Origin of the sequence: Trichococcus shcherbakoviae, from assembly GCF_963666195.1 — a bacterium.
Taxonomy (GTDB): Bacteria; Bacillota; Bacilli; order Lactobacillales; family Aerococcaceae; genus Trichococcus; species Trichococcus shcherbakoviae.
This window is the reverse complement of sequence record NZ_OY762653.1, coordinates 98,307-125,004: the sequence shown is the minus strand read 5'-3', so window position 1 is coordinate 125,004 and position 26,698 is coordinate 98,307. Positions and strand designations below refer to the sequence as shown.

At 41.3% G+C, this 26,698-nt stretch carries 25 protein-coding genes; 3 read left to right on the top strand and 22 right to left on the bottom strand.

From position 1 onward, the window contains the following. Window positions 1-3: 3 nt before the first annotated feature. From ACKPBX_RS00515 to ACKPBX_RS00475, 9 genes are all read right to left on the bottom strand, one after another. On the bottom strand, window positions 4-1,191 hold the full coding sequence (locus tag ACKPBX_RS00515; protein WP_319995710.1) for a restriction endonuclease subunit S: 1,188 nt from the start codon (window positions 1,189-1,191) through the stop codon (window positions 4-6). Continuing rightward, window positions 1,181-2,662: a type I restriction-modification system subunit M gene (locus ACKPBX_RS00510; RefSeq protein ID WP_319995709.1), complete on the bottom strand. Its 1,482-nt coding sequence runs from the start codon at window positions 2,660-2,662 to the stop codon at window positions 1,181-1,183. Before ACKPBX_RS00510 ends, ACKPBX_RS00515 begins: the two co-directional genes overlap by 11 nt. 13 nt (window positions 2,663-2,675) lie before the next feature. After that, on the bottom strand, window positions 2,676-4,259 hold the full coding sequence (locus ACKPBX_RS00505) for a restriction endonuclease subunit S (protein ID WP_319995708.1): 1,584 nt from the start codon (window positions 4,257-4,259) through the stop codon (window positions 2,676-2,678). A gap of 269 nt (window positions 4,260-4,528) precedes the next feature. Continuing rightward, window positions 4,529-5,428 carry an MFS transporter gene (locus tag ACKPBX_RS00500; RefSeq protein ID WP_319995707.1) on the bottom strand — a complete coding sequence of 300 codons (900 nt, stop codon included), beginning with the start codon at window positions 5,426-5,428 and terminating at the stop codon, window positions 4,529-4,531. A gap of 68 nt (window positions 5,429-5,496) precedes the next feature. Then, window positions 5,497-6,360, bottom strand: coding sequence for a cysteine ABC transporter substrate-binding protein (locus ACKPBX_RS00495; RefSeq protein WP_319995706.1), 864 nt, complete (start codon window positions 6,358-6,360; stop codon window positions 5,497-5,499). 39 nt (window positions 6,361-6,399) lie between these two features. After that, entirely contained in the window at window positions 6,400-7,143 is a 744-nt protein-coding gene (locus ACKPBX_RS00490) for an amino acid ABC transporter ATP-binding protein (RefSeq protein ID WP_319995705.1), read from the bottom strand. 17 nt (window positions 7,144-7,160) lie between these two features. Further along, window positions 7,161-7,838, bottom strand: coding sequence for an amino acid ABC transporter permease (locus ACKPBX_RS00485; RefSeq protein WP_119092946.1), 678 nt, complete (start codon window positions 7,836-7,838; stop codon window positions 7,161-7,163). Next, window positions 7,819-8,478, bottom strand: coding sequence for an amino acid ABC transporter permease (locus ACKPBX_RS00480; RefSeq protein ID WP_319995704.1), 660 nt, complete (start codon window positions 8,476-8,478; stop codon window positions 7,819-7,821). The genes ACKPBX_RS00485 and ACKPBX_RS00480 overlap by 20 nt, the downstream gene beginning before the upstream one ends. A 443-nt stretch (window positions 8,479-8,921) precedes the next feature. Further along, window positions 8,922-10,817 carry a S8 family peptidase gene (locus ACKPBX_RS00475; protein WP_319995703.1) on the bottom strand — a complete coding sequence of 632 codons (1,896 nt, stop codon included), beginning with the start codon at window positions 10,815-10,817 and terminating at the stop codon, window positions 8,922-8,924. A gap of 301 nt (window positions 10,818-11,118) precedes the next feature. On the opposite strand from ACKPBX_RS00475, the gene ACKPBX_RS00470 reads away from it, so the two are divergent. Next, window positions 11,119-11,394, top strand: a complete 276-nt coding sequence (locus ACKPBX_RS00470; protein WP_319995702.1) for a GNAT family N-acetyltransferase — start codon at window positions 11,119-11,121, stop codon at window positions 11,392-11,394. 340 nt (window positions 11,395-11,734) lie between these two features. On the opposite strand, the gene ACKPBX_RS00465 is transcribed toward ACKPBX_RS00470, so the two are convergent. The 5 genes from ACKPBX_RS00465 to ACKPBX_RS00445 form a co-directional block, all read right to left on the bottom strand. Next, a complete protein-coding gene (locus ACKPBX_RS00465) occupies window positions 11,735-12,511 on the bottom strand; it encodes a SagB/ThcOx family dehydrogenase (protein ID WP_319995701.1) in 777 nt (258 codons plus the stop codon). A 107-nt stretch (window positions 12,512-12,618) separates the two neighbouring features. Continuing rightward, the gene (locus tag ACKPBX_RS00460) at window positions 12,619-12,837 is read right to left on the bottom strand and encodes a helix-turn-helix domain-containing protein (RefSeq protein ID WP_119092950.1); all 219 of its coding nucleotides are present in this window, start codon (window positions 12,835-12,837) and stop codon (window positions 12,619-12,621) included. Between the two features lie 10 nt (window positions 12,838-12,847). After that, window positions 12,848-13,327 (bottom strand): DUF2975 domain-containing protein, encoded by a 480-nt coding sequence (locus ACKPBX_RS00455; protein WP_319995700.1) that lies wholly within the window; start codon window positions 13,325-13,327, stop codon window positions 12,848-12,850. A gap of 166 nt (window positions 13,328-13,493) precedes the next feature. Continuing rightward, the gene (locus tag ACKPBX_RS00450; protein WP_068559397.1) at window positions 13,494-14,330 is read right to left on the bottom strand and encodes a Cof-type HAD-IIB family hydrolase; all 837 of its coding nucleotides are present in this window, start codon (window positions 14,328-14,330) and stop codon (window positions 13,494-13,496) included. Between the two features lie 23 nt (window positions 14,331-14,353). Next, window positions 14,354-14,737 carry a VOC family protein gene (locus ACKPBX_RS00445; protein ID WP_107995294.1) on the bottom strand — a complete coding sequence of 128 codons (384 nt, stop codon included), beginning with the start codon at window positions 14,735-14,737 and terminating at the stop codon, window positions 14,354-14,356. Between the two features lie 190 nt (window positions 14,738-14,927). On the opposite strand from ACKPBX_RS00445, the gene ACKPBX_RS00440 reads away from it, so the two are divergent. Together ACKPBX_RS00440 and ACKPBX_RS00435 are read left to right on the top strand one after the other, a co-directional pair. After that, window positions 14,928-15,842 carry a LysR family transcriptional regulator gene (locus ACKPBX_RS00440; RefSeq protein ID WP_319995699.1) on the top strand — a complete coding sequence of 305 codons (915 nt, stop codon included), beginning with the start codon at window positions 14,928-14,930 and terminating at the stop codon, window positions 15,840-15,842. An 82-nt stretch (window positions 15,843-15,924) separates the two neighbouring features. Beyond that, the gene (locus tag ACKPBX_RS00435; protein WP_319995698.1) at window positions 15,925-16,866 is read left to right on the top strand and encodes an NmrA family NAD(P)-binding protein; all 942 of its coding nucleotides are present in this window, start codon (window positions 15,925-15,927) and stop codon (window positions 16,864-16,866) included. A 171-nt stretch (window positions 16,867-17,037) separates the two neighbouring features. On the opposite strand, the gene ACKPBX_RS00430 is transcribed toward ACKPBX_RS00435, so the two are convergent. The 8 genes from ACKPBX_RS00430 to ACKPBX_RS00395 form a co-directional block, all read right to left on the bottom strand. After that, the gene (locus ACKPBX_RS00430) at window positions 17,038-18,027 is read right to left on the bottom strand and encodes a transketolase family protein (RefSeq protein ID WP_319995697.1); all 990 of its coding nucleotides are present in this window, start codon (window positions 18,025-18,027) and stop codon (window positions 17,038-17,040) included. Between the two features lie 19 nt (window positions 18,028-18,046). Beyond that, window positions 18,047-18,952, bottom strand: coding sequence for a thiamine pyrophosphate-binding protein (locus ACKPBX_RS00425; RefSeq protein WP_319995696.1), 906 nt, complete (start codon window positions 18,950-18,952; stop codon window positions 18,047-18,049). A gap of 79 nt (window positions 18,953-19,031) precedes the next feature. Beyond that, a complete protein-coding gene (locus ACKPBX_RS00420) occupies window positions 19,032-20,210 on the bottom strand; it encodes a RuBisCO large subunit C-terminal-like domain-containing protein (RefSeq protein WP_319995695.1) in 1,179 nt (392 codons plus the stop codon). Window positions 20,211-20,219: 9 nt separating this feature from the next. Then, complete coding sequence (gene mtnA, locus ACKPBX_RS00415; protein ID WP_068559385.1) at window positions 20,220-21,293, bottom strand: S-methyl-5-thioribose-1-phosphate isomerase; 1,074 nt, start codon at window positions 21,291-21,293, stop codon at window positions 20,220-20,222. Window positions 21,294-21,306: 13 nt separating this feature from the next. Next, entirely contained in the window at window positions 21,307-22,533 is a 1,227-nt protein-coding gene (mtnK, locus tag ACKPBX_RS00410; RefSeq protein ID WP_068559383.1) for an S-methyl-5-thioribose kinase, read from the bottom strand. 16 nt (window positions 22,534-22,549) lie between these two features. Next, the gene (locus ACKPBX_RS00405; protein WP_319995694.1) at window positions 22,550-23,533 is read right to left on the bottom strand and encodes an ABC transporter permease; all 984 of its coding nucleotides are present in this window, start codon (window positions 23,531-23,533) and stop codon (window positions 22,550-22,552) included. Continuing rightward, window positions 23,517-25,049 (bottom strand): sugar ABC transporter ATP-binding protein, encoded by a 1,533-nt coding sequence (locus tag ACKPBX_RS00400; RefSeq protein ID WP_319995693.1) that lies wholly within the window; start codon window positions 25,047-25,049, stop codon window positions 23,517-23,519. The genes ACKPBX_RS00405 and ACKPBX_RS00400 overlap by 17 nt, the downstream gene beginning before the upstream one ends. Window positions 25,050-25,152: 103 nt before the next feature. After that, window positions 25,153-26,286, bottom strand: a complete 1,134-nt coding sequence (locus ACKPBX_RS00395; protein ID WP_319995692.1) for a sugar ABC transporter substrate-binding protein — start codon at window positions 26,284-26,286, stop codon at window positions 25,153-25,155. Between the last annotated feature and the right edge of the window lie 412 nt (window positions 26,287-26,698).

Below are 26,698 nucleotides of genomic sequence, written 5' to 3'. Positions count from 1 at the left end.
CTATTACAACTCCTCAATTGGTACCAGGATTTCTCCGGACATTAGTTTAGGCAATAATGAATCACGTATATCAGTTAATATTCTAATTTGATTATTATTGAATTCAATCTTATTATTTAAGGTCTCAAAAGTTGAGACAATTTCAAAGTCTTCAACTGTTGATGGCATAGCAATTTTAAAATTTTCTATGCTACCTTTTGTTATAAACTTAATAACCGAGCCCCTATGTCCCGATGTAATTTTATCAAGACTAAATTTTATAGCAGCAAACAATAACCCTGTTAATCTTTCGTTATATGGAATCAGTACATAGGTTCTCTGATATGCTTCAAATTTTCCTTTGTACCATTTAACATTAAAATCGCCGTTTCCCGCAACAAGAATAGCGTTGCCTTCAAAAGAATAATCATCTGTCCAAGCAACATCTTGTGAGCAACTGAAAAATGGATATTTCCCGATTTCTGAAGAAACATTTGCATTCTTCTTTCCTGTAATGACAGGGAAGAACTCACCTAATTCTACTACCCTCCAGCCCTTTGGGATTCTGCCTAATTCACTGTCTTCAAATTCTCCTTCCTGAAAAGGATCAAAATTCACAAACCAACTTTTGAAAATAGTCTGAGCCATTTCTTCAAGGTTTTCGTTGATGCGATTGTTGATTTTAATTTTATCGTCTAGGCAGGAAAGAGTGCTTGCTATAAACTTTTGTTCTATAATTGGTGGGATCGATAGTTTTAATTTTTCTATCATGCCTTTTGTAAGAGCTTTTCTTGTTGCTCCTGTAGAAGCAAGAGATAGCAATAATTCTTTTGTTATAGAATTATTAATCCAATAAAGTAAATATCTTGGATCAACCAAATCGGAATTTGGTCGTATGATAGATACATGCTGATTAACCCGTGCGGGTAATATACCATTTGGGACGATGCAACATCGAGCAACTGAATCTCCAGTAATATTCAGAAGTATGTCATCTGGCATGACTTCTACATTTTTCATTTTTTTTGCTTGTTCTTCATCTATATACACAAGACCTTTATACTCAAATGAATAATCATATATATTTTGACTCCTTATTAAAGATATACCGTCTTGTTTATACACATTTCCTCCACCTCTTGGAGTTACTCCACTACCTATTTTTATACACAGATCACCCAAATCAATTTCCTGAAATCCCCTAGAATCCATAACCAATCGCCCCCAGTCTCTGCTTAATATCCTCTTCAAGATGGTGTGATTTAGCAAACATTTCAGCTAATTCTTCTGTAAGTTTCGTCATTTTTTCATCAAAAGGCTCTCCATCATCTTTCACTTCTTCGATTCCAACGTATCTTCCAGGCGTTAGTATATATTCATGATTTCTTACCTCTTCAATGTTGGCAGATTTGCAGAACCCTTGAACGTCCTCATATTCTTCTTTTCCATCACGCCAATTATGGTAAGTGTCATATATCTGTTTGATTTCTTTATCAGTCAGCTCTCTATGTTTACGAGTTTCCATATACCCCATATTCCGGGCATCAATAAATAAAATTTTATCTTTCCTGTTTTCTTTCTTTTTAGATATGAACCAGAGACAAACCGGTATCGTAACATTATAGAATAAATTCGGCGGCATGGTTACGATACAGTCTACAAGCCCTGCTTCAATAATATTTTTTCTAATTTCGGCTTCAGTCTTTGTCGATGTACTCATAGAGCCATTAGCTAAAACAAAACCGGCAACCCCTTTAGGAGATAATTTACTGATCATATGCTCTATCCAGGCATAGTTAGCATTATTTTGAGGTGGAATACCATATTTCCAACGGACATCATCTTGGATTAAAGTATAATCACTTACATTGAAGGGTGGGTTGGCGAGAATATAATCTGCTCTTAAATTTTTGTGCAAGTCATTACCAAATGTATCAGCGTCTCTTTCACCCAAATTACCGTCAATTCCACGAATAGCCAGATTCATTTTGCAAAGTCTCCATGTTGTGGCCGTATATTCTTGACCATAAATATGAATGTTATCCTTTTTACCTTGATGTTCTTCAACGAATTTGGCTGATTGGACGAACATCCCCCCTGATCCGCAGCAAGGATCATATACTCTGCCCTCATATGGTTCAATCATCCCAACGAGGAGTTTAACTATGGTTGGAGGTGTGTAGAATTCACCTTCACTCGAGCCAAATTTCCCTAAGAAGTACTCATACACTCTGCCTAATAAATCCTGTGCTTTTGATTCCTTGCTTCCCAGATTAAATGAGAACAAGTCGATTAATTCTCCTAGTTTAGTTTTATCAAGTTCTGGTCTTGCATAGTTTTTAGGCAATACACCTTTTAAATGCTTATTTTCTCTTTCTATAGCAATCATTGCTTCATCAATGATTTGTCCAATAGTGCTCAGCTTAGCACTTTTTTTGATAAACTCCCATCTAGCACTTGGAGGTACAAAAAATATATTCTCCTCTACATAGGCATCTCTATCCTCTTCAAAATCGTCACCCTCTGCCACAAGCTCATTAAACTTATCTTCAAAACTATCTGAAATATATTTCAAGAAAATGAGACCTAATATAACATCCTTGTAATCTGAAGGCTGAAGGTTTCCTCTTAATTTATCTGCCATTTCCCAAAGTTTATTTTCAAATTCTAAATTCACAGCCATCGTATAAACCCTCCTAAGTTAATTTGTTATATAGATTGTCTTTGATATTTGTCCATCTGCGCTCTGCGTCACTGATGGTTTTTTTATAAATATCGAGTTCTTTATGATACAGATTGATCATGTCCTTTTGCTCACTGATTGGAATTATAGGAATTTCCATTTCCATGATATCCGAATGATTGATATTCATAATCGTTGTTCCACGTTGGAAACTCTTAATAATTGCCAATCCAATAGGACTCTCAAAGAATATTTTGATGTATTCACCGATCAGTCTTTCCTTTGGCCTAATTACAATCAGATTGGCTGATGCGATAATCGTGTTATTTTGATTTTCAAACACTGCTGACTTTATAGCAGTTCCTCTACAAGACAAAACGACATCACCACTTAACAGCTCATATCTTTTTATTTTTCGTTCATCTTCTTCTATTGTGTCCATATCAACATATCTAATCTCACCATTTTCAATATTTGAGATATTTAACACACTAATTTTCCCTAAAACTGTATCCTTTTTTAAGATAGATTTACCTCTAAAGACTTCTGCAACTTCTTTGAGTTTCACTTTTTCTAAGTTAGAATTTTTAAACCGTTGCATGTTCTCATCGTCTTCAGCTAATAATAATTCTATTCGCCAATCTTCATGAGATAAAAAATCACTAGTCGATAATATTTTTCTATCCGTTACATCAAAAATGCCTCTAATTAAAGCGAACGTCCCAATTTCAATGTTTTGCTGAGGCTGGGTTGTGATTGTAAGAAAATACGTCTTGATCGCTGTTGCAGGTCTGAAAGTGCCTTCCGGTAATATATATATGCTTTTAACATTAAAGTTATCAGTAATGTATGTCCTTAATTTTTTATATCCCATGCTTGCGAATGTAATTTTTGCAGGTACGATAATATCTAGCATTCCATGCTCATTTAAGTGCTCAAGCATGTTTTGAGTTGCAACCCCATCGCTTTCTCTAGTGATAAACGTTTTCCCTAGCTCCTCAGCCTTATATCCAAAAGCTGGAATTGAATATATATAATCAAATTTTTCATTCAACAAACAATCTGTATAGATTGATTCAAATCTGATTGAAACATTCGGCATCTCTCCAAAGGCCAATTTCAGTAAAATATTCATTGATTTTAGTTGCGTTGTCAAGAATATTTCTAAATTTTGGTTATTCTTTATAATTTCTCTAAGCCCGGATAAATGCTTTTCAGCCTCCGTGATAAGAATCTTTCTTGGCTTAATTTTCTGGATCTTCTCATTGATATATTCATTTATGTATTTTGGCGAGATAATTGTACCCATGCGATCATTCTTATATATTTCAAGGGTAAAATCTATTAAATCAACATCTTTTAAAGATTCAAAAATATCTAAAAAGTCGTCTCTGTCGGCAGGGAAGAAACCTAAATCATCTTCAGTTGTTTTTTTCATGAACTGAAATAATTTCTCTTTATCATTTAATACATTTGAGTTGTCCAGTATATTCTTCAAAGTTAGTTTAACGCGTAGCATTTCATTCAATAATTGTTCCCTGGTAGAAAGTTGCCTTTGATATAATATGTTTAAGGCTAACTCTATATTTGTATTCACTTTAGTCCTCCTTCCTATACTCACTTCACTATCTTATTATACTTCTTACAATTTTAGTATGTCAATACTAAAAATATATATTCCCTTTATTGATAAGATAGATGAAAAGAGCAATCCGATTTAAGAAGATTTCAATCTTGGAATTTTATTTGATTTCAATTCATACCTGATGCTAAATCTCAACGAACGATATATTGAACAACAACTAAATAATCAAAAATAAGGCCGGAACCGAAGTCCTGACCTTATTTCTGATTATTTATAGGTTATTAAGCCTTATTTAGCTCACGTTTTCTCAACGTTACAGCGAAGAAGAACGAAACCAGACACACAACCATGAAGGCGATGCTGACGATGATTGTCGTGTTGTAGCTGCCGGTTGCGTCATAGAAGTAACCCAGCAGAGGGCCGCCCAAAGCTAGACCCAGGCTGCCTGCTGTCGACAAGATGCCCCAAATAGCGGTGAATTCTTTTTTCCCTAAAACCTCAAACGTCACTAATTGGTTCATTACGGCCGGTACACCGGTACTCACTGCATAGATCATCGCTGCGCCGATCAGGATCGTGATGTTATCCGTTGCGGCAAAGATGCAGAAGGCAAGGATGTAGATGGTCGTGAAGATGTACAAAGCTTTTGTTGCACCCAGCTTGTCGGTGACAATGCCCATGATGATTTTGGACGCGATCATAACGATGGACGCCATCGATAAAACCATGCCGGCCTGTACATCAGTGGCACCTTTTGTCGTAAAGAAGATCGGAATCTGTTGGGTGAATGTAGAAATCATCGCGAAACACACGAATGACAAGGCCAATAAGTAGAATATCGGTGAACGCAATGCTTGCGCATAGGTCATATCCGTATCTCTATGGTTGGTGACGACCGACGAAGAATCATTCGTTGCTTGTTCAGCTTCTGCTGCAAGTGAATCTTCCGTCACGCCATAAGGCAACATGCCTACATCAGCGGGCTTTTCGATCAACAGAAACGCTCCCAAGAACAAAGCAACAGCGTACATGCCGCCCAATAATAAGAACCCTTTTTCCCAACCGTAATTTTGGATGAAGGACGGGACAATTGCGCTTGTGATCGCGGCGCTTAAGCCGATCGATGCAGCCCAGATAGCGGCCGACGACATCATGAGTAATCCGATGACGATAGCCGCCAAGTAGAATCCAAACTAGGTTTTTACGTTGTCCAAAAGAAAGAATCCCACTGCTACGAAAATTCTTAAACTTATTGATTTATCAGGACGGATGCAGGATCAATATCGGAGCTGAATGCTGGGGCTAATGTCTTTTCGTATGCTTCTGCGATAAAGCCACTTTCATTCAACGTATCAATCTCTGCATTCACCCATTCCAACAACGCGGTGTTGCCTTTAGCTACTGCTGGCGCGATGGTATCTTCGTTCCCGATGGCTTCAACGCCTGCCACAAAGCCAGGATTGTCTTTGATCCAACCGAAGATCAAGGTATTGTCGTGTGCCAAAGCGGCGGCACGGCCATCCAATAAGGCTTGGAAAGTTTCTGTATTTTGTTCATAGACCAATAGCTCGATGTCAGGGTAATTTTCTCTGAAGTATGCTTCAGCTGTTGTTCCTTTGTTGACGATCAATTGTTTGCCTTCCAATTGAGAAACATCTGTGATGACATCCCCTTCTGGAGAAACGATTCCAATGGATACTTTCATATATGGGTTGGCGAAGTCCACTACTTCTGCACGTTCCGGTGTGACGGTGAAGTTGGCCATCATCAGGTCAACCTTGCCTGTTTCCAGATACTCCACTCGGTTTGCTGCTTCTGTGATGACCCATTCGATTTTTGAAGAGTCCCCTAGCAGATCTTCTGCGATTTTTTTGGAAATCTCAACGTCGAAGCCTTGGTTGTCTCCGTTCGCATCCACATAACTGAACGGCGGTTTGTCGCCGAAAACACCGATGCGGATGACGTCATTTTCTTTGATTGTGTCCACTGTTGTTTTATCTTCAATATTGGCAACGGAGCCTTCTGAAGAATCATTTGTTGCACCCGCGCCGCAAGCCGCTAGCCCCACTGTCGCTGATAATATAGCCAATGATTTGATAAATTTGTTTTTCATTCTTCATTCCTCCATTGTTTTTTCCTATATATTGTCTTTCTATTGAAACCTGAATGTGTTGATGAATTCGTTAGCCCTTTGCGATTGTGGCTGCGTGAAAAAAGCTTTCGGATCCTCAGAAATTTCAACAATGTTCCCTTTTTCCATAAAGACGATTTTATCGCTGACTGCCTCCGCAAAAGCCATTTCATGGGTGACGATCAGCATCGTCATGCCGTCTTTTGCCAGATCGAGGAGGACGTTCAGGACTTCCCTGATCATCTCGGGATCGAGCGCCGCCGTCACTTCATCGAAGAGCATGATTTCCGGGTGCGTCATCAACGCACGCACGATTGCAACCCGTTGCTGCTGCCCGCCGGACAACTGCCTCGGGAAGCTATGCGCTTTATCTTCCAGACCAACCCGTTTCAGCAACGCAATGGCTTCTTCGGCTGCCTCCTCTTTCTTGCGTTTTTGAACTTTTAAAGGAGCCAATAGGACATTATCAAGAACTGTCATGTGCGGAAACAGATCATACTTTTGAAAGACCATTCCGATTTTCTGCCTGACTTCTTTCCAATTCATCCCTGCTGCGGCTATCTCTTTTCCATCCAGCAAGATGCTGCCGGACTGAATTTTCTCCAGACCATTGATGCAGCGCAGGGCAGTCGATTTGCCGCAACCTGATTGTCCGATGATGGTCACAACTTCTCCTTTGGCTACATCCAATTGGATATCAGCCAAGGCCTGAGTTTCTCCGTAATATTTATTTACATGTTTCAGCTTTAATATTGGACTTCCCAATGTTTCTTCACCCCTTCTCACTCTTGCCATTTCAATTCCAATTTTTTGGATAATTTCGATAACGGGTAACAGACGATGAAGTACAGGAAGAAGATCAACCCATAGATCCAGAAGGAAGCACTCGGATAGTCCTTCACGGATACTTCAATCACTTGCTGTCCGACCTTGATGACTTCAATAATCCCTATCAACGGCAACAGCGCTGTCGTTTTCACCATCCTGGTAGCCAAGTTGATGGCCGGTGGAACGATGCGCCGTACTGTCTGGGGAATAATGACGTACAAGTAGAGTTGACCGCTAGCCAATCCCAATGCTTGGCCGCTTTCCCATTGGATTTTAGGGATGGAAGTGACAGATGCTCTGACGATGTCGGCCATTTCAGCTGTTCCCCAAAACGTAAACACGAAAATGGCAATCACCCTGTTATCGATATGAATCCCTGTCCAACGCGTAAGGCCGAAGTACAGGATGTACAGCATCACCAATACGGGTACAATCCGAACGACTTCAAGATAGAATCTTGTGACGAACCGAACAACGATATTTCTGCTTGTCATGAGCATTCCAACCAAGAGTCCCAATGCGAATGACAGCATGACTGCCATGATTGCCACAAAAATTGTTTGCCCAAGTCCTTCCAAGATACGTTGCAGATTTTGACCTTCGAATAAAATGTTAATTCCCGAATCCTGCAAAACGCAACCTCCTTTCGATGAAGTGGATCAAAAGGGATATCGGCAATAAAAACACCAGGTAAGTTGTGACCATCAAGAACAGCGCTTCATTGGTCTTGTAATACAATCCCATGATATCTTTCGCGACAAAAACTAGGTCAGCTAATGCGATTGCGCTGAACACGGAGGTTTCTTTCAGCAAAAATATGATGTTCGCGCCAATACTGGGAAAGGAATTTGCGATTGCCTGTGGGAAAATAACGTACAGGAAAGTTTGCGTGTTTGACAATCCCAGACTGGACGCTGATTCCATCTGTATATTCGGGACGGATTCCAAACCACCTCTTATCGCTTCCGCGAAATAGCTGCCTCCCAAAAAGGTCAACCCCAATATGCCGCAGACTTCAGCGCTTAAATGGATACCCACTTGCGGCAAGCCAAAATACAGAACAAACAACTGGATCATCAATGGGGTGTTGCGTGATAATTCGATGTATCCTTCAAAAACCTGCGACAACACAGGCAGTTTATAATAGCGCACGATGCTGACAATTAGGCCGATGATAAAGGCAAAGATGATCCCAATCCCACCCAAGCGCAACACAAGGAAGGCTGCTTCCTGGTACATGGGGATAGCCTTTCTTATAAAATCCAAGTCCATTATTTACCTCCAATCCTTTCTTGCTTTTTTAACAGTTTCTGATTATCACCTCATAAATAAAAAACTTCCCGATATTTTAAGAAGCAACGATTACTTTAGCGCCTTTGTCAGCTTTTACTGTTTGTTTGTTTCAATATACCAAGACATTATTTCTGTAAAAAGATGATTAAACCAGCAATTTTCTGTCGTATTTTTTACATTGAGTTTCTATTCACATATGGTATCATGACTGCCAATAAATGAATATTACGCAGAAACGAACACAGGTGATAGGTTTTACCGAACAGCCAAATGCTACTCTGGTCATCTTTTTGGGTAAAGTGAGTTGGCTGAACGAAGCAAAAAAGACTTGAATCCTCTGCAAGTAAAGGTTCAAGTCTTTTGATTAGCTTTGTTGCCATGAATGTCCAGCTATTCCCCATCAAGGATGGCTGGATGTTGTATCATTTCATTATCGAATTTGTCGTCTGACCGCTAAGAGTACAGTTGACATCTCCTATAACGACATTATCGACAACAAAAGTGAATGTTTGTTGTTCAGTCGACTGGATTAATTTTTCGGAAGTGAAGGATACCGTCCCGTTTTTTCCAGTGCTCCCGGAATCAGGACCTGTAGTTGTTTCTTCCCAATGGCCGGTGACAGTTGCATCAGCTACTTGGGCACCGGCTTCCAGGACCTTCACTTTGGCTGTAGCCCATACATAATTTATTTTGTTAATTTTTCTGGTTACAGCGCTCATCTCGACAACCAAATCAACTGTCCTTGTAGGCGTAACTGTAGGTTCAACATTTACGGTTACTGTTGCAGTGGCAGTAGAGCCTGCGCCGTCTGTTACTTCATACGCGAAGGTATCCGCGCCTGTGAAGTCGGCGTTCGGTGTATAGGTGATATCTGGTCCTGTACCACTCACAATTCCATTTGCCGGAGCTGACGCAATCGTATAGGTCAGTGGATCACCGTCTGGATCTGCAGCGATGAGCGTGATTGCTACAGAGGTGTTTTGCGTGGTATCAACAGTTTGGCCATAAGCGACGGGGGGATTATTAGCGACAACCCCAATACCTAGCGCTGAGGAAGCGTCCACCATTCCGTAACCGTATAATTTATCCTTACCGATTCCCCCCAAATCCAAAGCTGTGCCATTCATTTTATTGCGGACTGCCTCCGCAGTATAGTTCGCATCAGATGCCATCAGCAAAGCTGCAACGCCTGCGACATGAGGTGCAGCCATTGATGTTCCATTTGCTTCTATGAAGTACTCGCCTGCGTAACCTGCGAACGAAAACGGCTGCGGGCCCGCAAAGTTGGTGCCGTCTTTCCATGTCGAAAGAATTGATACACCAGGAGCAGCTATTTCAACGTCTGCGCCCGTGCTAGAAAAACTGGCCCGCAGATTGTTTTTGTCGAGAGCCGCAACTGCTACTACCGATTCATATTTAGCAGGATAACTGACATTATTACCGTTGCCCGCGGCACTCCCGTCGTTGCCTGCAGAGCCTATATGCAGAACCCCGGAGCTGCCCAACACATCAAAAGCTGCCTCAAGCTGTGACGAATTGGATCCGGTGCCATAACTATTATTTGTGATGCGTATCGGAGAATCGGGATGCGCGGCATTATAATTCTGAATCCACTGCAGCGCTTCGATGATCCTGCTTGCGGTACCTTCCCCATTGTCATCCAGAACTCTGAGTGCCACTATCTGTGCGTTTGGTGCAACGCCGACAACCCCAAATCCGTTGCTCGCTGCAGCAAGTATTCCTGCTACATGGGTACCATGCCCATAAACATCCTCGGGGAAGAAATCATCCGAAACAAAATCGTAGCCTAATTCATTTGCGGAAGAGTCAAAGTTATCCCGAAGGTCAAAGTGATTGAAGTTCACTCCGGAGTCCAAAACGGCGACCTTGACACCTTCGCCAGAATAACCAGCTGCAAGAGCTGCATCGGCGTTGATATGATCGGCGCCCCAACTATTCCCAAGCTCGTTTTCTGACGAATATTCAAGTGCTTGCACAGTGTAATCCAATTCGACTACTTCCACTTGCGGATTGTTTTTCAGGGCTTCGATGGCTTTCGCCGGAAGTCTTCCGGAAATCGCAGGAATAATGGTGAAAACACTGTTGACATCGCCACCTAGCCCCTTAAATGCATGCAATTCCGCCTGACCAGGTTTGTCTTTAAACCGTACAATGACATCCTGAAAATCGGCCGAGTTATTCGGGGTTGCGGCTGTCTGGGCTGGTGATTGGGATGCCATTGCCTCAGTAGTTATTGATGTATAGTTAAAAATGAACAAAAATGTTAATAGGACTGCATAAAATCTTTTCGAAAACATATCATTTCCCCTTTCTTGCTATCAAAAATCGACCATGGAAGGTCGGTCACACCACAGATTAAGAAATTTTGAACGGAGCTGTACCCAACTCATGTCTCAACGATTATAACATTTAATTCCCTATACAATATTTTTTTATTGTATACCTTTACATTGATAATTTACAAGAAGAAGTTTCTTTTCGTCATGACTATCTTTTCAAGACTAATCTCTTGACTGGACTCAACCGCAAGAATAATATGAAATGGAAAATGGATATCTAATGCTGTAAATACATCAAAAATAAAAAGGAGATCAGACAATGAACTTTGATAGCGGCGACTCATGTTTCTACAAAAACGACGAAAACGAAAACCTAATCTGTGAAATTAGCTATTCCATTGCAGACAACAACATGATCAGCATCGACCGTACCTTTGTGAATGACGATTACCGTGGCCAGGGAATTGCCGCACAACTGGTTGATCGCGTGGTGAAAATGGCACGGGAGGAAAATAAAAAAATTATCCCTCGCTGCCCTTTCGCCAAAGGCATGCTCGAACGAAACAGCTCACTTTACGCAGATGTAATAGAATAGAATCAAAAAGCGGAATCACTGTTTCATTAGACAGTGATTCCGCTTTTTGATTAGATTTGCGTCTCATGGGCGGTTCCAGCAACGCGATCGCAACCTTCCAAGTCACTTATGGCCTGGATGCCATGCTATCCAAGGCTGATTTCCCTATGGGCGGAACCTCGCCGGGGATATCTGTCCAATTTCGATGCGAATTCCCGATGAAGCGGTCTTCGTCGGGAATTCCGGCTTGATTTTGCAGTTAGTTCTCGCTGAATGGCTCCTCACCGGGTAATCTGCCCTCCTTCAAGCCGCAAAAAAAGAAACCCCAATTAATAGAGTTTCTTCCCGATACTATGATGATTTAGCTGCGTTCTTTCTTCTCCACTTTCTTCCCGACAGCCGCCAGGAAGATCGTGAATTCATCATCGCCGTCCAAATGCAGCAGTTCATCGACCATGTCCTGGTCGTAGATACCCAATGCGCAAGTACCGGCATCGATTGATTCGCTTGTCAGGTACAGGTTTTCCATGACTGCGCCGATGTCGATCAGGATTTTTTTGTGCGCGGTGATGTCGTACTTCCATTCCGAACGGTACGGGATGCAGCTCCATGAGAAGATGACCGACGCGCGTTTGGCGAAATTCGGCACGAATGGCTGATCGAGCGTCATTTTGTCGACCTGTTCATCGATGTCGTTGACTTCGCTCAGGTACAATAGTTTATGGCAATCCGCCAAATAACGGTATACGCCCTTCTTCAACCCATCCACATTGAGGATGAACAGATAGGTCTCAAACGAATGCGTCCCTCCGCTGCAGGGAACCGTGCGGAAAGTGATGCCTGATCTGTTGGTACCGGTGATGGCCTGCGTGCTCCACAATAGGTAGGAAAGTTCATCTATCGTGAGCGCATTTTTCGCATAGTGGCGGACGCTTCTTCTTTCTTTGATGATTTCGTAGATGTTCTCCTTCTTCACAACCCCGCCGTCGACGGCAGGCAAGTCCACGATTTCCGCATCCGCATCGTAGGCTTTGACGTTGGGTGGTTGCGGAATCCCCTTTTGTTTATCCGTTTCGATCGCGCTGAATGTTTTGAAATCCGACTTCAGAAAATTGCGTTGTTCTTCATATCTTGCCATGGTAAAACCTCCATTTTTCTTACTATTTTACCACGGATTGTGAATGTTCGCACTATGTCGGACTAAGGGTTTCCCCTGTATTTCCAGGTTATGTGGGCGCAGCATCGCTATTCCTCTTCTTCATCCTCTCGGTATTCCAAAATATCCCCGGGTTGGCAGTCCAAGGCTTTGCAGATGGCTTCCAAGGTCGAGAAGCGGATCGCCTTCGCTTTCCCGGTTTTCAGGATGGAGAGATTGGCCATCGTGATGCCGACATGCTGTGACAGTTCGGTGACGCTCATTTTTCGTTTTGCCAACATGACGTCTATATTGATGATTATTGCCATTTTGCACACCTCATATCGTATAGTCGTTTTCTTGCTTGATTGCGATCGCATTTTGCAGGAGTTTTTGAAGGACAGCGGCAAATACGGCAATCACCATGCAGGCGAAAATGATGATCAAGCCTATCAGGACGATGCCGGGAGCGTCATCCATATCACCCATCATAAAGATGAGCGGCATGAACAGGATGAACAGCCCGCCGATCGCCGCTGCACAAAGTTTGATGTTTTTCAGGACTTGCACCGTAAAATCGGAAAAAGCCAAGTCCTTATCGATGTAGCCCAACAATTTAAAGACTTGGTGCAGGGCGACGAAATAGATGCCAGCAGATGCGTACAGTCCGATCATAAATGGATATTGCAAATAAGTAAGGCTTGGGACCAGTTCGACCAAGAAAGCCGCGATTTCAGGGATAATAAAAATGCATAGCGCTACTACCGGAAGCCCCATCAGAACGACGACCGCCTTCAAAAAGAATGTTTCTCGTTTCATGTGTACAACACCTCATTTGGATTTGTTACTGTTAGTTTAGCCTTTTATTTATCGTTTCACAATAAATATTTATCCTTTTAATCAATTCTTAAAATATGTGTTCGGCAAAAAGCCAGAAGCGCTCAAAAGCGGTTCTGGCTTTTCCAACTAATTTTATTGAGTGTTCCTACAGATATCTTTCAAGCATGTGCGCAATGCCGTCCTCATTGTTGGACAACGTGATTTCGTTCGCGCTCGCTTTCAAGGCGTCGATCGCATTGCCCATCGCCACGCCGACCCCTGCGTAGGCGATGATCGATGTGTCGTTTTCTCCGTCACCGAATGAAATGACATTTTCGCTGTTGATTCCCAGCGGCTGCAGGGATTTATCCAGCGCAAAGGCTTTATCGATGCCCTTGTCGGTGAATTCGAAGTAGAACGGCGCGGAGAAATACCCGCTCACGCGGCCTTCGAACGGCTGCATGATTGCTTTCCAATTTGCTTCCAGATATTCCGATTCCCCTGCGACCAAGATCTTGTGCAACGGGAAATCGACGAACTCGGCGAGGTTGTCCACTTCGCACAATTTGAAATTGCCGCTGCGCGATTCATACTCGATGATGTTCTTCAATCCATGCGGCGGTGCGGTGATCATGCAGTCATAGACGTTGTTCACGTACATGTAATCCTTGTGCGCGACCATCGGCTTCACTTCAAAGTTCGCCAGGTGCGCCAGGATTTCCTTGCCCACTTCGTCGGACATGCTTTGGCTGAACAAAGTCTCATTTGTTGCGCAATCCGTCACGCACGCCCCGTTGTAGGACAACAACAGGCCGTGGTACTGATCCAGTTTTAGTTCCTTCGAGAACCGTTCCATCGCGGAGATCGGCCTCCCGGACGCCAACACGACTTTCACGCCTGATTCTTGCGCTTTCAGTAATGCTTCCCTTGTTCTCGAGCTGATTTCTTTCTGGTCATTCAACAGCGTGCCATCGATGTCCAAAACAATCGCTTTCAGATCCATTCAATTCACCTCATCTTTTATGGTCAAATCGTGATTTCGATTCTGTTTCCTTCCGGATCGCCGATTACCGATTCATAATAGCCGTCGCCGGTCACTCTGCACGGGCTCAACAAAGGATAGCCGGCATCCACCAGTTTTTGCGTCAAAGCATCAACTATGTCTTTGCTGCCTACTGCGATTGCCAGATGCGCGAAGCCTAATATTTCATTTGTATGGGAGCCTTTGATTACATCTTCGCGATGCATGATCTCCAATCTGGCACCATCCGCGAAGGATAAGAAATAGGATTGGAATCCTGATTTCTGATTATGGTACTTTTCACCTGCCGTTGCTTTGAAGAAATCACAGTAAAATTCTTTCATTTTTTCCAAATCCGCAGTCCAAAGACCGATATGTTCTATTTTCATCTGAAAACCTCCTCGATAACTAACGTTAGTATATGCCATTCATCCAAAAAAGACAGACGAAACGATTAGGTTGAAATAAATTTGTCTATACACTTCCATTCAGCCTCGAATTCGTGAAACAATCCTGTCAAAATCTCTGATTGCCTCTTAATAGCAGGATATGGTACTTTACAGACAGAAGTATTTTTGATTGGAGGCGAACCGCATCAATATTGAAAAAATCAAATATTACATAGATTTGGTTGAATGCCGCAGCTTCACGGAGACGGCCAAGCGGAACTATGTGTCGCAGACCACCATCAGCCAGACCATCGCTTCGCTGGAGGAGACGTTCCAGATCCGGTTGATCAACCGCAAAAAGACACCGATCGAGCCGACGGAAGCGGGACAGCTTTTCTACGAGGAAGCGCTGGTGCTGTGGAAGCAATACCAAAGCATGCAGCAGAAAATGCGCAATTTCCAAGCCAATCAGCGGGAAACCTTGTCGATCGAATATTCGGCCATGACGGATATCCAGACGCTGCTTTCCGTCATCCCGGTTTTCCGGAAAGAAAACCCGCTGGTCGAATTGAATCTGAATAAGGTGCTGTTGAAGAACATTTCCGACTATCTCGTGAAAGGTATCTATGATGTAGCCATCGCTTTCGACTCCGAATTCGAAGGCAAAAAAGACATCACGACGGTGCCTTTGTACGCCGGTAAATACCAGGCCGTCGTCAGTGCAGGCCATCCCTTGTTCGACAAAACGTCGGTTACCCTTGTTGAACTGTATCAGCACCCGCTCGTCATGCTGGACCCTTCCGTCATCGGCGCATCCTACGATTTGATGGTGCAGCATGCCCAAAAAGACGGTTATCAGCCACAGATTGCCAAAACAGTGGACGATGTCGAAACCGAATTGTTCGCAATCCGGACCGAAAACCTGATCGGCTTCTTTCCGGACAACTACAATCTGAACTACTCGTCAGAGGAAATCCGCATGATTCCAATCGAAGGCTCCTTCCATACATTCGTGATTGCCTTGGGATACTTATCCGTCAATTCAAAGCCAGGCATCCAAGCGCTGATCCGTTCCATCAAAGCGCATTATTCGATTTCCGGATAACCCATTCGCTTTTTGTATTGGAGTTTGCTCTTTGTTTCACATATCATGAAGATAGTTAAAACAGACAGGAGACGATACAAATATGGGTAAATTATTATTGACAGGCGTGGACGGTAACCTTGGAAATCAAGCAGCGGAATACCTTTTGGATTTAGTCGAAAAAGACCAACTGATTTTCTGCGCATACAGCGAGGCTGCTCTAAAGAAATATGCAGACCTAGGGATTGAAACACATGTCACAAATTTCAATCATAAGGGCGGCTTGGCTGAGGCCTTCGCCAATGCCGATAAAGTCGCGCTGATTTCGATGCCTTTCGTCGGCGCAAAACGTCAAAACGCACATAAAAACGTTGTCGATGCCGCCAAAGAAGTCGGCGTTCAGCAGATCATCTACACTTCATTGGTCAATGCGGCTGACGAATCCAACCCGAGCGTCGAAAAAATCGACCACATCTTCACAGAGGACTATATCAATGAAGTCGGCATGGATCATATTTTCCTGCGCAACTCACAATATGCCGAAGCCATGGTCACCAACTACTTCACCTTCGTAAAAATGGGTGGTGTCATGCAGAACAATCAAGCTAACGGCAAAATGGCCTACATTTCCCGTAAAGATTGCGCCAAAGCTGTTGCACATGCATTGGCCACCGATAAATACCACAATGCGGTGTTGAACATCAACGGACCTGAACTGATGACCATCACCGACTTCGTGAATTACGGCAACGCAGCGACCGGCAACAACGTCACTTATCAAGCCATCTCCGACGAAGAGAACTATGCCATCTTTGACGCGATGGGCGTTCCGAGAACAACGGAAGGCGCATTCAAAAAAGACTCCGAAGCACCCTTCTCTTCTGAAGGCATGGTCACTTTCGGAGAAGCGATCCGCCTGGGCAAGATGGACAACTTCACGGATGATTTCAAACTGCTGACAGGCGAAGAAGCCATCACAGTGAAATACATGTTTGAGCACTCTGATGAGTTCCAAGTCGGCGAACGCCATTCGGAAGACAAATAAATCCAATAACTGAAAATGAACGCCACCTCAAAATTGGGGTGACGTTCATTTTTTCTGAAATATTATTCTTTTGATTGTAAAAAATATATTCATACGTTTATGTCCAACTGTGGGATACCTCTTGTTTCAAAAGAAGTTAAAGTACAGTCAGGAAACGATCAACGGATGTAGTTAAACAGCATCATAATCTTCCAAACGAATAGAATCTAAATCTGCTTCACTAAAATTAAGGTTTTTCCCGATTAATTTTTCTACTGCATTAATCAGCGCTGTAGCATCCAACCCGTATTTTTTCATTAAATATGGTTTGGATGCGCCATGGGTGAATTCATCTTGAATACCAACTTTGATAAGTTTCTTGCCGATTTGATTTTCGACCATTACTTCGGCTACCGCAGTTCCTAAACCGCCTATAACTGTATGATTTTCCATTGTAATAACACCGTATTTTGCCTTTTTAATACTTTCAACCACAAGCGGATCATTAAATGGCTTCAATGTTGTGATATGGACATGCTGGACAGATAGCCCTTGGTTTTCTAAATATTTAGTTGCACGCATGGCTTCTTCTGTACATACGCTGCTGGAGAATAATGTAATGTCTGTCCCTTCACTCAGCGTTCTGCCTTTATTAAATTGAGTTGGCTTTAGCGGATTGAACAGGCGAGGTATTTCACCTCTCAGCATTCTTATATAAATGGGACCATTTACCTCCTTTGCAATTTCCAACGCAGATTCTACATCCGTTGCATCCCCACAATCAAAGATGGTCATATTGGGAATACCTCTAAGCACCGCAACATCTTCAATCGATTGATGTGTAACTCCGCCTGGAGTGGTAATGCCCGGAACAAATCCAAGAAGCGCTACTGGAAGATTGGGATAAGCGATTGACATTTCCAACTGATCAAGGGGTCTTCTATAAAGGAAAACAGCAAATGTATGAATTAATGGTCTAAAACCTTCTTTCGCCATGCCTGCAGCCCAACTCAACATATTTTGTTCTGCAATTCCCATTGAAAGATATCTTTCAGGAAATGCTTCCTGAAATTCTCTTATTTCACACGAAGTTCCTAAATCTGCCGACATAACAATGACGTCATCATTATCTTTCGAAAACTTGATTAAGTTTCTTGAGTGTACATTTGTTTCGGTTATCATACTATTCTCCTTTCACAAATTAATATTTGTCATAGAATTTTTTGAATTTGTCATATTCTTCACCTTTTTTTAGGCGAATGAAATGTAAATATGGCTTCTTTTCCTCTAGAAGCGGTATGTCTGTCGTACCAGATGTTTTACACAGGATGACCAAAGGTTTATCTTTTTCACCCTTCGTTGTCGCTTTTTTAATTTCCTTAACATCGTGGCCGTTTATTGTAATAACTTTTGCACCAAAAGCTTCAAATCGCTTGTCAATTGGTTCGATGTTCATTACATCCTTCGTTAATCCCTCTACTTGTTGACCATTTACATCGACGAACAATACGAAATTATCTAATTTATAAAATGAGAGCGCTTGGATGGCTTCCCATAATTGCCCTTCTTGTAATTCGCCATCGGACATGAAAACAAATACTCGGCCATCTTCATTTTTCAATTTTCTACTATGCGCAGTTCCACCTGCGGTACTGATAGCTTGCGCTAACGTTCCCGCAGCTGTTTCGAATCCGGGTGTGTGATTCGCGCCAATCATTTCCATTGCATAACCGTCTGTATTGAATTTATCCAAAGCATCTTCTGCCAATCTTCCGCATTCTATCAATGCTGCATAAACAGGTGCAGCGTAGTGAGCTGGGGATATAAACAAACGATCATTTCCAGCACCTAAATCACCATGGTATGCTGCACCTTGCAAGTATTCCATGTTCTCTCTTGATGGAGCTCCTGGAAACAGGCCGGGCTGCATTGGCGCTTTGCTCTTACTCAAATGCAATACTTTCATGTAAAGCGTAGCTAAAATTTCTGCGGAAGAACAGGCCTGTGCTAAGTAACAACCGTTTCTTTCTAGCGTTAATTTCAAAACATTTTTCCGGATATTATGAGCTGCTTTTTCGACATCCTGATAAGTATAAGATTTCCCCACAATAAATCTCCCTTTCTTAAAAAAATCCTAGCAATGTTTGTAAATATAAAAAATAAAAAAATCAATCCAACTTCAAATCTCAGACATTGCTGATCTTCTCGACTAGCCCACGAAAATATTTACAGTTCTGGATAATATCAGGCCCATGTTTAAATAAGCCTCCTCCTACGAGGAAAATCACATCATTTCCGTATGCTTGCAGCGATTCGGGAATGCTTTCAAGACTCATCCCGCCTGCAGGGCAAGGGAAAATCGGCTTCAGATTACCCATCTTTTCCTCTGAAGCGTGCGCTATGTTTATGCATTGTTCACGGCTAAATGAGAAACGGCCGCCAAAGGTTGGAAAAATAGTCCCATCGGCTCCAGCAAGACGGGCGATTTGTCCAAAAAGCGCCTGTTGAGATATTCCGTTATTGCCCAAAACATAACTTCCCTGGAAAGCTGGATGACTTATGATAGGAAGCGCTATGCTATCGTCTTCAGCAATTTGTTTCATAACATCCAGACCTGTAAGCCCAGGCGCAATCATGAGCCCACCTGCCCCAATTTCCTTTGCCAGTCTGGCTCTGTTTACGATTTGGTTGCTTTCAGCAGTAATATTCGGCACATAGATTGTTCTATTTCCTGTTTCTCTATTTGCCCTTTCTACAGCCTCCACACAAAGATGAACTCTTTCCTCAAAAGGAGAAAAAGCCTGATTAGATATACCATGGTCATCCTTTATTATGTCTATGCCCCCAAGTGCAAATTTATACGCAAGATCTGCTAATTCCTTATTGGTCAGACCCATTGGTTTAAGTGCCGTAGATAACAACGGACGATTTTCAACTCCCAACAGCTGTCTTAAGCCCTCTTTGCCATATCTTGGTCCTTTAAAATTCTTAAGCACTGACTCAGGGAGGTCCAGTTTTTCAACTTTTATACCGGGTTTCATACTTATATTCCCAAAAATGACGTTTAAAAGCTGGGTAAACTCATTTGCAGCAGCTTCCACGGGATAACTGATAAATGCTGTATAGCTTTTTTTATCATAGGATTCAAAAGATTCTATTCTTCCTACAATATTATTTGCTATCACTCCTTTTGGAATAAATTCCTCAGGGAATTCTACGGTCTGTTCAATACAAATATCCTTTGCTTTTTCATGAGCTTCTTGTTTATCACCCCAAATTCTGTATATCACAGTAAATCTTTCACAGGGGAGCTGCAGCTTGCTATCACCAGAAAAAAACATTTTTTGTCTCCTTTCTTCTTTCAAAAATTTCTACTATTCAAAAAATTTCTTAAGGCTATTTTCATATGGAGGGTAAGCAATACCTTTTTCTGTAATAATTGCTGTTATTATTTTGTGGTCAGTCACGTCAAAGCAAGGATTATACGTATTGACACCTTCAGGAGCCATAGGCTTCTCGTACCATTTTGAAGTTATCTCTTCCCCATTGCGGATCTCTATTTCAATGCTATCTCCCGTTTCGCATTTTAAATCTATCGTCGATAAAGGTGCACATACATAAAAAGGTATGCTGTAATAATTTGCCAATATTGCCACACCGGAAGTTCCTATTTTATTAGCTACATCACCATTGGCCACAACCCTGTCGCACCCCACCAGAACGGCTTGTATCTTCCCTTCCTTCATAACGATGGAAGCCATATTGTCGCATATCAGCGTAACATCCACCCCTGCCTCTTTCAGTTCCCATGCTGTAAGCCGGGCTCCCTGAAGTAAAGGTCTTGTTTCATCTGCAAACACTTTGAAATCATAACTTTCAGCTTGTCCCAGATAAATAGGTGCTAAGGCCGTACCTAATCCGGATGTTGCTATTGTTCCAGCATTGCAGTGAGTTAGTATTCCCCATCCTGGCTCAAGTAGTGATAAGGCGTTTTTGCCGATCGCCTCACAGACTTGTTCATCCTCCAGGCGAATTTTTTCCGCTTCGTCTTTTAGCGCAGCAATCATTTCTGCTTTTTTATTGTGTTCCTCAGCTTTTAACCTGTCTTCCATCCTATCGAGTGCCCAAAAAAGGTTTACTGCAGTAGGGCGAGACGTTGCAAGAAAATCCTTGCCCTTTATAAAATCTTCAAATAAATTTTCATATGTTTCAGATTGAGATGACTTTGCCCATAAGTATATTCCAAATGCAGCAGCAATTCCGATTGCTGGAGCGCCCCTCACTCTTAACGAATGGATTGCTTCCCATACATCTTCAATTTTCTTCACTTCTAAATACTTCTTTTCATTAGGCAGAAGCGTCTGATCTAAAATAATCAAGGCATTATTGTCGTCATCAAGCCTAACTGATTCAGTGACCGCAACGCCTGAATTTTGAAATCCATCCATGATGCACCTCCTGTCAGATTATGATTTTCTCGATTGAATTTACTATGTTTATAAAATCTCTGCCGTCCTTATAGGAATCCCTCTCAAGGATGAATTTTTTGCCTACTGAAAGACATATTTTCTCTGCCCTTTCCCTTTTTTTTGGATCCTCTATTTCTGTAATATCTTTTACATGAGCAAGCCCGATTATCCTTCTGATTAATTCACAACCTGCAACTGCTGCAGTATCCCGAATGATGCTATCCAAGTAATATTCTTGAAATCCGATATAAGCTGCCGTTTGTTCAGTGACTCTTTTTTCCCATAGTTTATTGAATTTCGCTTTGAACAAGTTCACTACATCCACAATCGTTTCTCCAAGCCATGATTTATATTCTTCTCTTTCATTAGGGTTTTCTATACGCGCTTCCGCATTTTCGTATGCAAAAATCAGGTTTGCGATCACATTACCGACGTCATAACCTGCAGGCCCATAAAAAGCGAATTCAGGGTCGATTATCTTTGTTGAATCCTCCTTTATGAATATAGATCCTGTATGAAGATCGCCATGCACAAGAGTTTGAGCGTTATTCATGAATTCAAATTTCAACTTTGCAGTTTCCAAAAGTAATTTGTCATCTGACCACAGTTCCTTCAGTGCAAATTCTCTTATAGCATGAGTCACATCATTTCTTTCACAGTCATAGAAAGGTTCTGTGTACACCAGATTTTCCGTTATTTCGCATAATTCAGGATTAATAAAGTTTTTCACTAATTGCTTTTTCTCTTTATGATCCAAGACAACATCTGAGTTCAAGAGTAATGTATTGGCCATAAAAGTAGCTATATGCTCCGCAAATAGCGGGAATTTTTTGTGCTCATGAAGAGCTGCACGCATGATCTTGTGGTCTGACAAATCCTCCATTACCGTACAGTTCATGACAGAATCATACTTAAAAATTACAGGCACAAATCCTTCTGCCAGAGTGTGCTGAATCTTCAGGATATCGCTCTCTATTCTATTTCGGTCCGGTGAAAGTTTAAAATCATCGGAAATTCTCGCGATTGGTCCAGCCTGTTTAATAATCACTGCCTCACCTGAATTCGCATCAATAATTCTGAACACATAATTTAAGTTGCCATCTCCGATTTCTTTGCAACTGAGCATAGATTCCGGATTGAACAATCCCAATTCGGTGATTGCATATTCCAAGGCATCGTCCTCATTCATCGTAAAATAACCTTCTGTGAATTTTGACACATTCCCTACCTCCAGTTTATTTTTTTCTCCAATAGGTAAGGGCTAAAGCAAAAGCAAGTACAAGCCCCTTCACTATGTCCATGGAATAATATGGAACGGACATCATAACGAGTCCGTTCTGAAGTATTCCTATCAGTATGGCTCCTACAAATGTTCCCAGCACATTAGGTTTACCGGAGCCACCAACAGAAAATCCAATGTATGCAGCCGCTACTGCATCCATAAGATATGCTGATCCTGCATTTATTTCAGCAGTCTGTACTCTGGACGCTAGGATGATCCCTCCAACAGAAGCAAAAAACGCAGATATCAGATATGCATACACCTTATATTTTTTCACAGGAATTCCTGAAAGTCTTGCTGCTTCTTGATTTCCCCCAATAACATACATATATCTACCGTGTTTTGTTTTTGTAAGGAATACGTGAACAGTGATCACTATGGCAACCATTATTATTATTATCCATGGCACCTGGCCCAATTTTTTGAAAAGTTCAGTTACGTTCCCTTGTGCAAAATTACCATCAGGCATAATCATATTTTTAGATACTGTAGCGCCTCTTGTATAGGTCTGTGCCACACCTTGAAATATGAACATGGTAGCTAGTGTCAGCAGCATATCCGGTATTCTAACTTTTACTATTAGCAATGCGTTTATCGCACCCATTATTAGTCCAACTCCCAGAGCAACAAGTATGGATACCCATGTAACCTGGTTATACCAGACAAACATCGATAGTACTACCGCGTCAGCTACAGACGCTACAGAGCCTACAGACAAGTCAAAACCGCCTACTGTAAGGGAAACTGTAACACCTACGGCTATAATTGTTACGATTGATATGGACCTTAAGATATTGATGATATTTTCTGGCTGTAAAAAAGAACTCTCGACTATGCCGAATATCATTATCAAAAAAACTATGGTGACAATCGTTCCGAATTTATACAAGTAATCAAAAATCCCACTATCAATCTTTTCTTTATATTTTAATTCCATAATTTCCTCCCCCTGTAGAATAAAACAACACCTCTTCTTCATTTGTGTTAGCAGTTTCAAACTCCTTTGCAATCTTTCCATCGTATAAAACATAAACCCTATCTGTTATACCCATGATTTCTGACAGTTCGCTGGATGCATAGACGATTCCTTTTCCTTGCGAAGCCAGTTTATCTATCAGGTTGAATATATCTCTCTTTGCCCCTATATCTACTCCTTTTGTTGGTTCGTCGAAAATAAATATCCTTGCATCGGCATCCAACCATTTACCAATTACAACCTTTTGCTGATTTCCGCCTGATAGTAATCCAACTTTACATTTTTCATCTGTAGTTTTTATTCCTAGAGCTTCTATGGATTTTATCGTAGTCTTTATTTCACCTTTGAAATCTAAAAATCCGGCAAATTTACTGAACTTTTCTATATTTGCTGAAGTAATGTTTGTTGTAATTGGCTCTTCTGAAAATATTCCTTCTTTGCGTCTTTCTTCCGGTACAAAAGCAATTCCGTTCCTTACTGCATAATAGGGACTTTTTAAATCAAGCTTCTTACCTTCTAACAGAACATCACCTGATATCACCTCAGTATCTCCGAACAAGGCTTTACACAGTTCTGTCTTTCCTGCTCCTACCAAACCTGCGATGCCAATGATCTCTCCCTGATTTAATTGAATGGTTATATTTTTCAATTTATTTTTATCAGTCAAACTGACTGTCTCAAATATTGTCTTACCAATTTTCCTCCTATTTTCCGGGAAAATATCTTCAAGTTTCCTTCCCAGCATATCCTCGACGATTTCATTTTGCGTTGTTTCAGATATTTTTCGGTTTGAAATTATCTTTCCGTTTCGCATAACCGTCACATCGTCGCAGATCTGAAATAATTCAGGAAGTCGATGAGATATAAAAATGACCCCCACACCTGCAGTTTTCAAATCGTTTACTACGCGAAATAACTCTTCAGTTTCCAAATTGCTTAAGGGCGCGGTTGGTTCGTCCAAAATAAGCAACTGGCATTTCTGGTATATGGATCTTGCAATTAGAACCATCTGTTTTTCTGCAAGAGTCAATTCATCTACTTGCTTTTTCGTGTTTATATCTAAATTTAATTTTCCGAGAACATCCGAGGCTTTTTTATGAATTTCCTTCCAATTAATGAATACCCTCTTCTCCATATTGTTAACCATATCGTCAAGCATAATATTTTCTGCCACAGTTAAATTGGAGATAAGGGCTATATCCACTTCCTGATAAACAACCTGAATCCCTATTTTTTTTGCATCAGATGGTGTATTAATATTTTTCTTATCGCCATTGATATAGATATCCCCTGAAAAAGAATTATTTGCCCCTGACAAAACTTTCATCAAGGTTGATTTCCCTGCACCATTGGCACCAACTACCGCATGAACTTTCCCCGCTAAAGAGATAAAATTAACATTTTCCAATGCTTTAACTCCAGGAAATTCTAATGAAATATCTCTCATTTCTAAAAGCGCTGAATTAAAAGTGCTCATTATGCATCCGCTCTCCTGTTATATCTAATTTTGATTAGTAGTTTCATACTGACTAAATAAAATGGCCAGTGAATCTTCACAGTCTCACTGGCCATTTTATGAATTATTTTGAGTTTTCTGCTTTTAACGTTGTCATCCAGGGTTCTTCGAATGCTGTTGTTTCTCCCCAGCCAGATATCACTTCAGACAAAGTTTCCATAGTTATGGTTTCTCCACTATCTTCAAGTTTGTCTTGTGTTATTAGTGCAGCCTCTAAATCATAATATTTCGGTGTGCTTTCTCCTGCAATTTTCTTAAGTAAGATTCTTGTGTCAACTGCTCCGATAAGCTTCGGATCTACTGCAGCCGTACTCACCCATGTACTGTTTTCTTCTTGCATAGCTTGCAAGTCTGCATTCGACACATCAATACCATATATCTCGATTTCATCACGTCCAGCTTCTTTCACAGCACGTTGAGCACCTATAGCAAAAGCATCCCAAGAAGCATAGATTGCATCAATCGTACCTTCCGGGTATTTAGCAAGCATTGCAGCTACAGCATTTTGAGTCTGGACCGATGTATCAGATGCTGCAATACCGAATCTTTCCACTTCATTGATTCCAGGATATTTTTCCAACAACACGTCATATTCCCTGTTTCTATTGACCATTGGAGGGAATCCATCTACCCACAAATAAATTATATTTGCCTCACCATCGTGATCCTGAATTAGATTTTTTAACGAAAGGAGTGCCAATGATTCATCATCCTGTGAAGTCAGTGTTACTCCGTCTATCTTAGCTGCTTCGGGATTAGAATCGAATGTAACTACAGGTATACCTTTATCAGTGATTTTTTTGATATCCTCTAATGTTGCTTCATCGTCGCCATGGGATATGATAAAACCATCATAATCCTTTTCTGCGGCCTGATTGATAGCATCATGAAATTTTGCGCTGTCTCCATTTGCACTATAGGTGTCCACCGTTATTCCCATAGACTCGCCTTCTTGTGTCACGCCTGCGAGGAATTGCGCAGTATGATCATCCCCTCCGATTTTTCTTATGACCATTATTTTTATCTCATCATCATTCGCTATCGCTTCGGGTATATTCGTAGAATTTTCCTGAGTTATGCTGTTTACGCTTACTTCCTCTGACGTATTTGAGTCACCAGTACTCTGAGCGCATCCTGCAAGCAAAAATAAACCGGCCATTGATATAGTTAATGCTGGAAATACAATCTTCTTTTTCATATAATTTCTCCTCCATTTTTTGATTATTAATATGCCTTATCCAACCGCTCAAATTTAGCAATGAAACATTTAAAACATCCTTGATTTATTAACTGTTGCAGTACAATAATATATACAAATGAACTGAACTAAATTAGACCACAAAATACAACTTGCCTTACTTACTCCGTGTAAAATAAATATGCTTTCATAATAGAACTAATATTTGACGGTATATAATTTAATAAAATAATTACTACACTGCTTTAATAAAGACTGTCAGTCCGCACAAATTGAAATTAGTTTAATTGCTTTTAAATAGAGCGTTATTCAAAAATTATTTTTGATGTTCCTTGAAATTTGCATACTCTGTTCCTGTTTTCAATATTTTTTACTCATTTTTCATTCGTTTATTATTTATTTAACGCAACAT

What these genes read in the sequence shown, in the direction of transcription:
- ACKPBX_RS00435 (WP_319995698.1), top strand. Translation starts at nt 15,925, where the DNA reads ATGGGTAAATTATTATTGACAGGCGTGGACGGTAACCTTGGAAATCAA.
- ACKPBX_RS00395 (WP_319995692.1), bottom strand. Translation starts at nt 26,286, where the DNA reads ATGAAAAAGAAGATTGTATTTCCAGCATTAACTATATCAATGGCCGGT.
- ACKPBX_RS00480 (WP_319995704.1), bottom strand. Translation starts at nt 8,478, where the DNA reads ATGGACTTGGATTTTATAAGAAAGGCTATCCCCATGTACCAGGAAGCA.
- ACKPBX_RS00455 (WP_319995700.1), bottom strand. Translation starts at nt 13,327, where the DNA reads ATGAAACGAGAAACATTCTTTTTGAAGGCGGTCGTCGTTCTGATGGGG.
- ACKPBX_RS00405 (WP_319995694.1), bottom strand. Translation starts at nt 23,533, where the DNA reads ATGGAATTAAAATATAAAGAAAAGATTGATAGTGGGATTTTTGATTAC.
- ACKPBX_RS00450 (WP_068559397.1), bottom strand. Translation starts at nt 14,330, where the DNA reads ATGGATCTGAAAGCGATTGTTTTGGACATCGATGGCACGCTGTTGAAT.
- mtnA (WP_068559385.1), bottom strand. Translation starts at nt 21,293, where the DNA reads ATGGATGGATTTCAAAATTCAGGCGTTGCGGTCACTGAATCAGTTAGG.
- ACKPBX_RS00400 (WP_319995693.1), bottom strand. Translation starts at nt 25,049, where the DNA reads ATGAGCACTTTTAATTCAGCGCTTTTAGAAATGAGAGATATTTCATTA.
- ACKPBX_RS00430 (WP_319995697.1), bottom strand. Translation starts at nt 18,027, where the DNA reads ATGATAACCGAAACAAATGTACACTCAAGAAACTTAATCAAGTTTTCG.
- ACKPBX_RS00445 (WP_107995294.1), bottom strand. Translation starts at nt 14,737, where the DNA reads ATGAAAATAGAACATATCGGTCTTTGGACTGCGGATTTGGAAAAAATG.
- ACKPBX_RS00475 (WP_319995703.1), bottom strand. Translation starts at nt 10,817, where the DNA reads ATGTTTTCGAAAAGATTTTATGCAGTCCTATTAACATTTTTGTTCATT.
- ACKPBX_RS00495 (WP_319995706.1), bottom strand. Translation starts at nt 6,360, where the DNA reads ATGAAAAACAAATTTATCAAATCATTGGCTATATTATCAGCGACAGTG.
- ACKPBX_RS00465 (WP_319995701.1), bottom strand. Translation starts at nt 12,511, where the DNA reads ATGGCAAGATATGAAGAACAACGCAATTTTCTGAAGTCGGATTTCAAA.
- ACKPBX_RS00460 (WP_119092950.1), bottom strand. Translation starts at nt 12,837, where the DNA reads ATGGCAATAATCATCAATATAGACGTCATGTTGGCAAAACGAAAAATG.
- ACKPBX_RS00515 (WP_319995710.1), bottom strand. Translation starts at nt 1,191, where the DNA reads ATGGATTCTAGGGGATTTCAGGAAATTGATTTGGGTGATCTGTGTATA.
- ACKPBX_RS00470 (WP_319995702.1), top strand. Translation starts at nt 11,119, where the DNA reads ATGAACTTTGATAGCGGCGACTCATGTTTCTACAAAAACGACGAAAAC.
- ACKPBX_RS00510 (WP_319995709.1), bottom strand. Translation starts at nt 2,662, where the DNA reads ATGGCTGTGAATTTAGAATTTGAAAATAAACTTTGGGAAATGGCAGAT.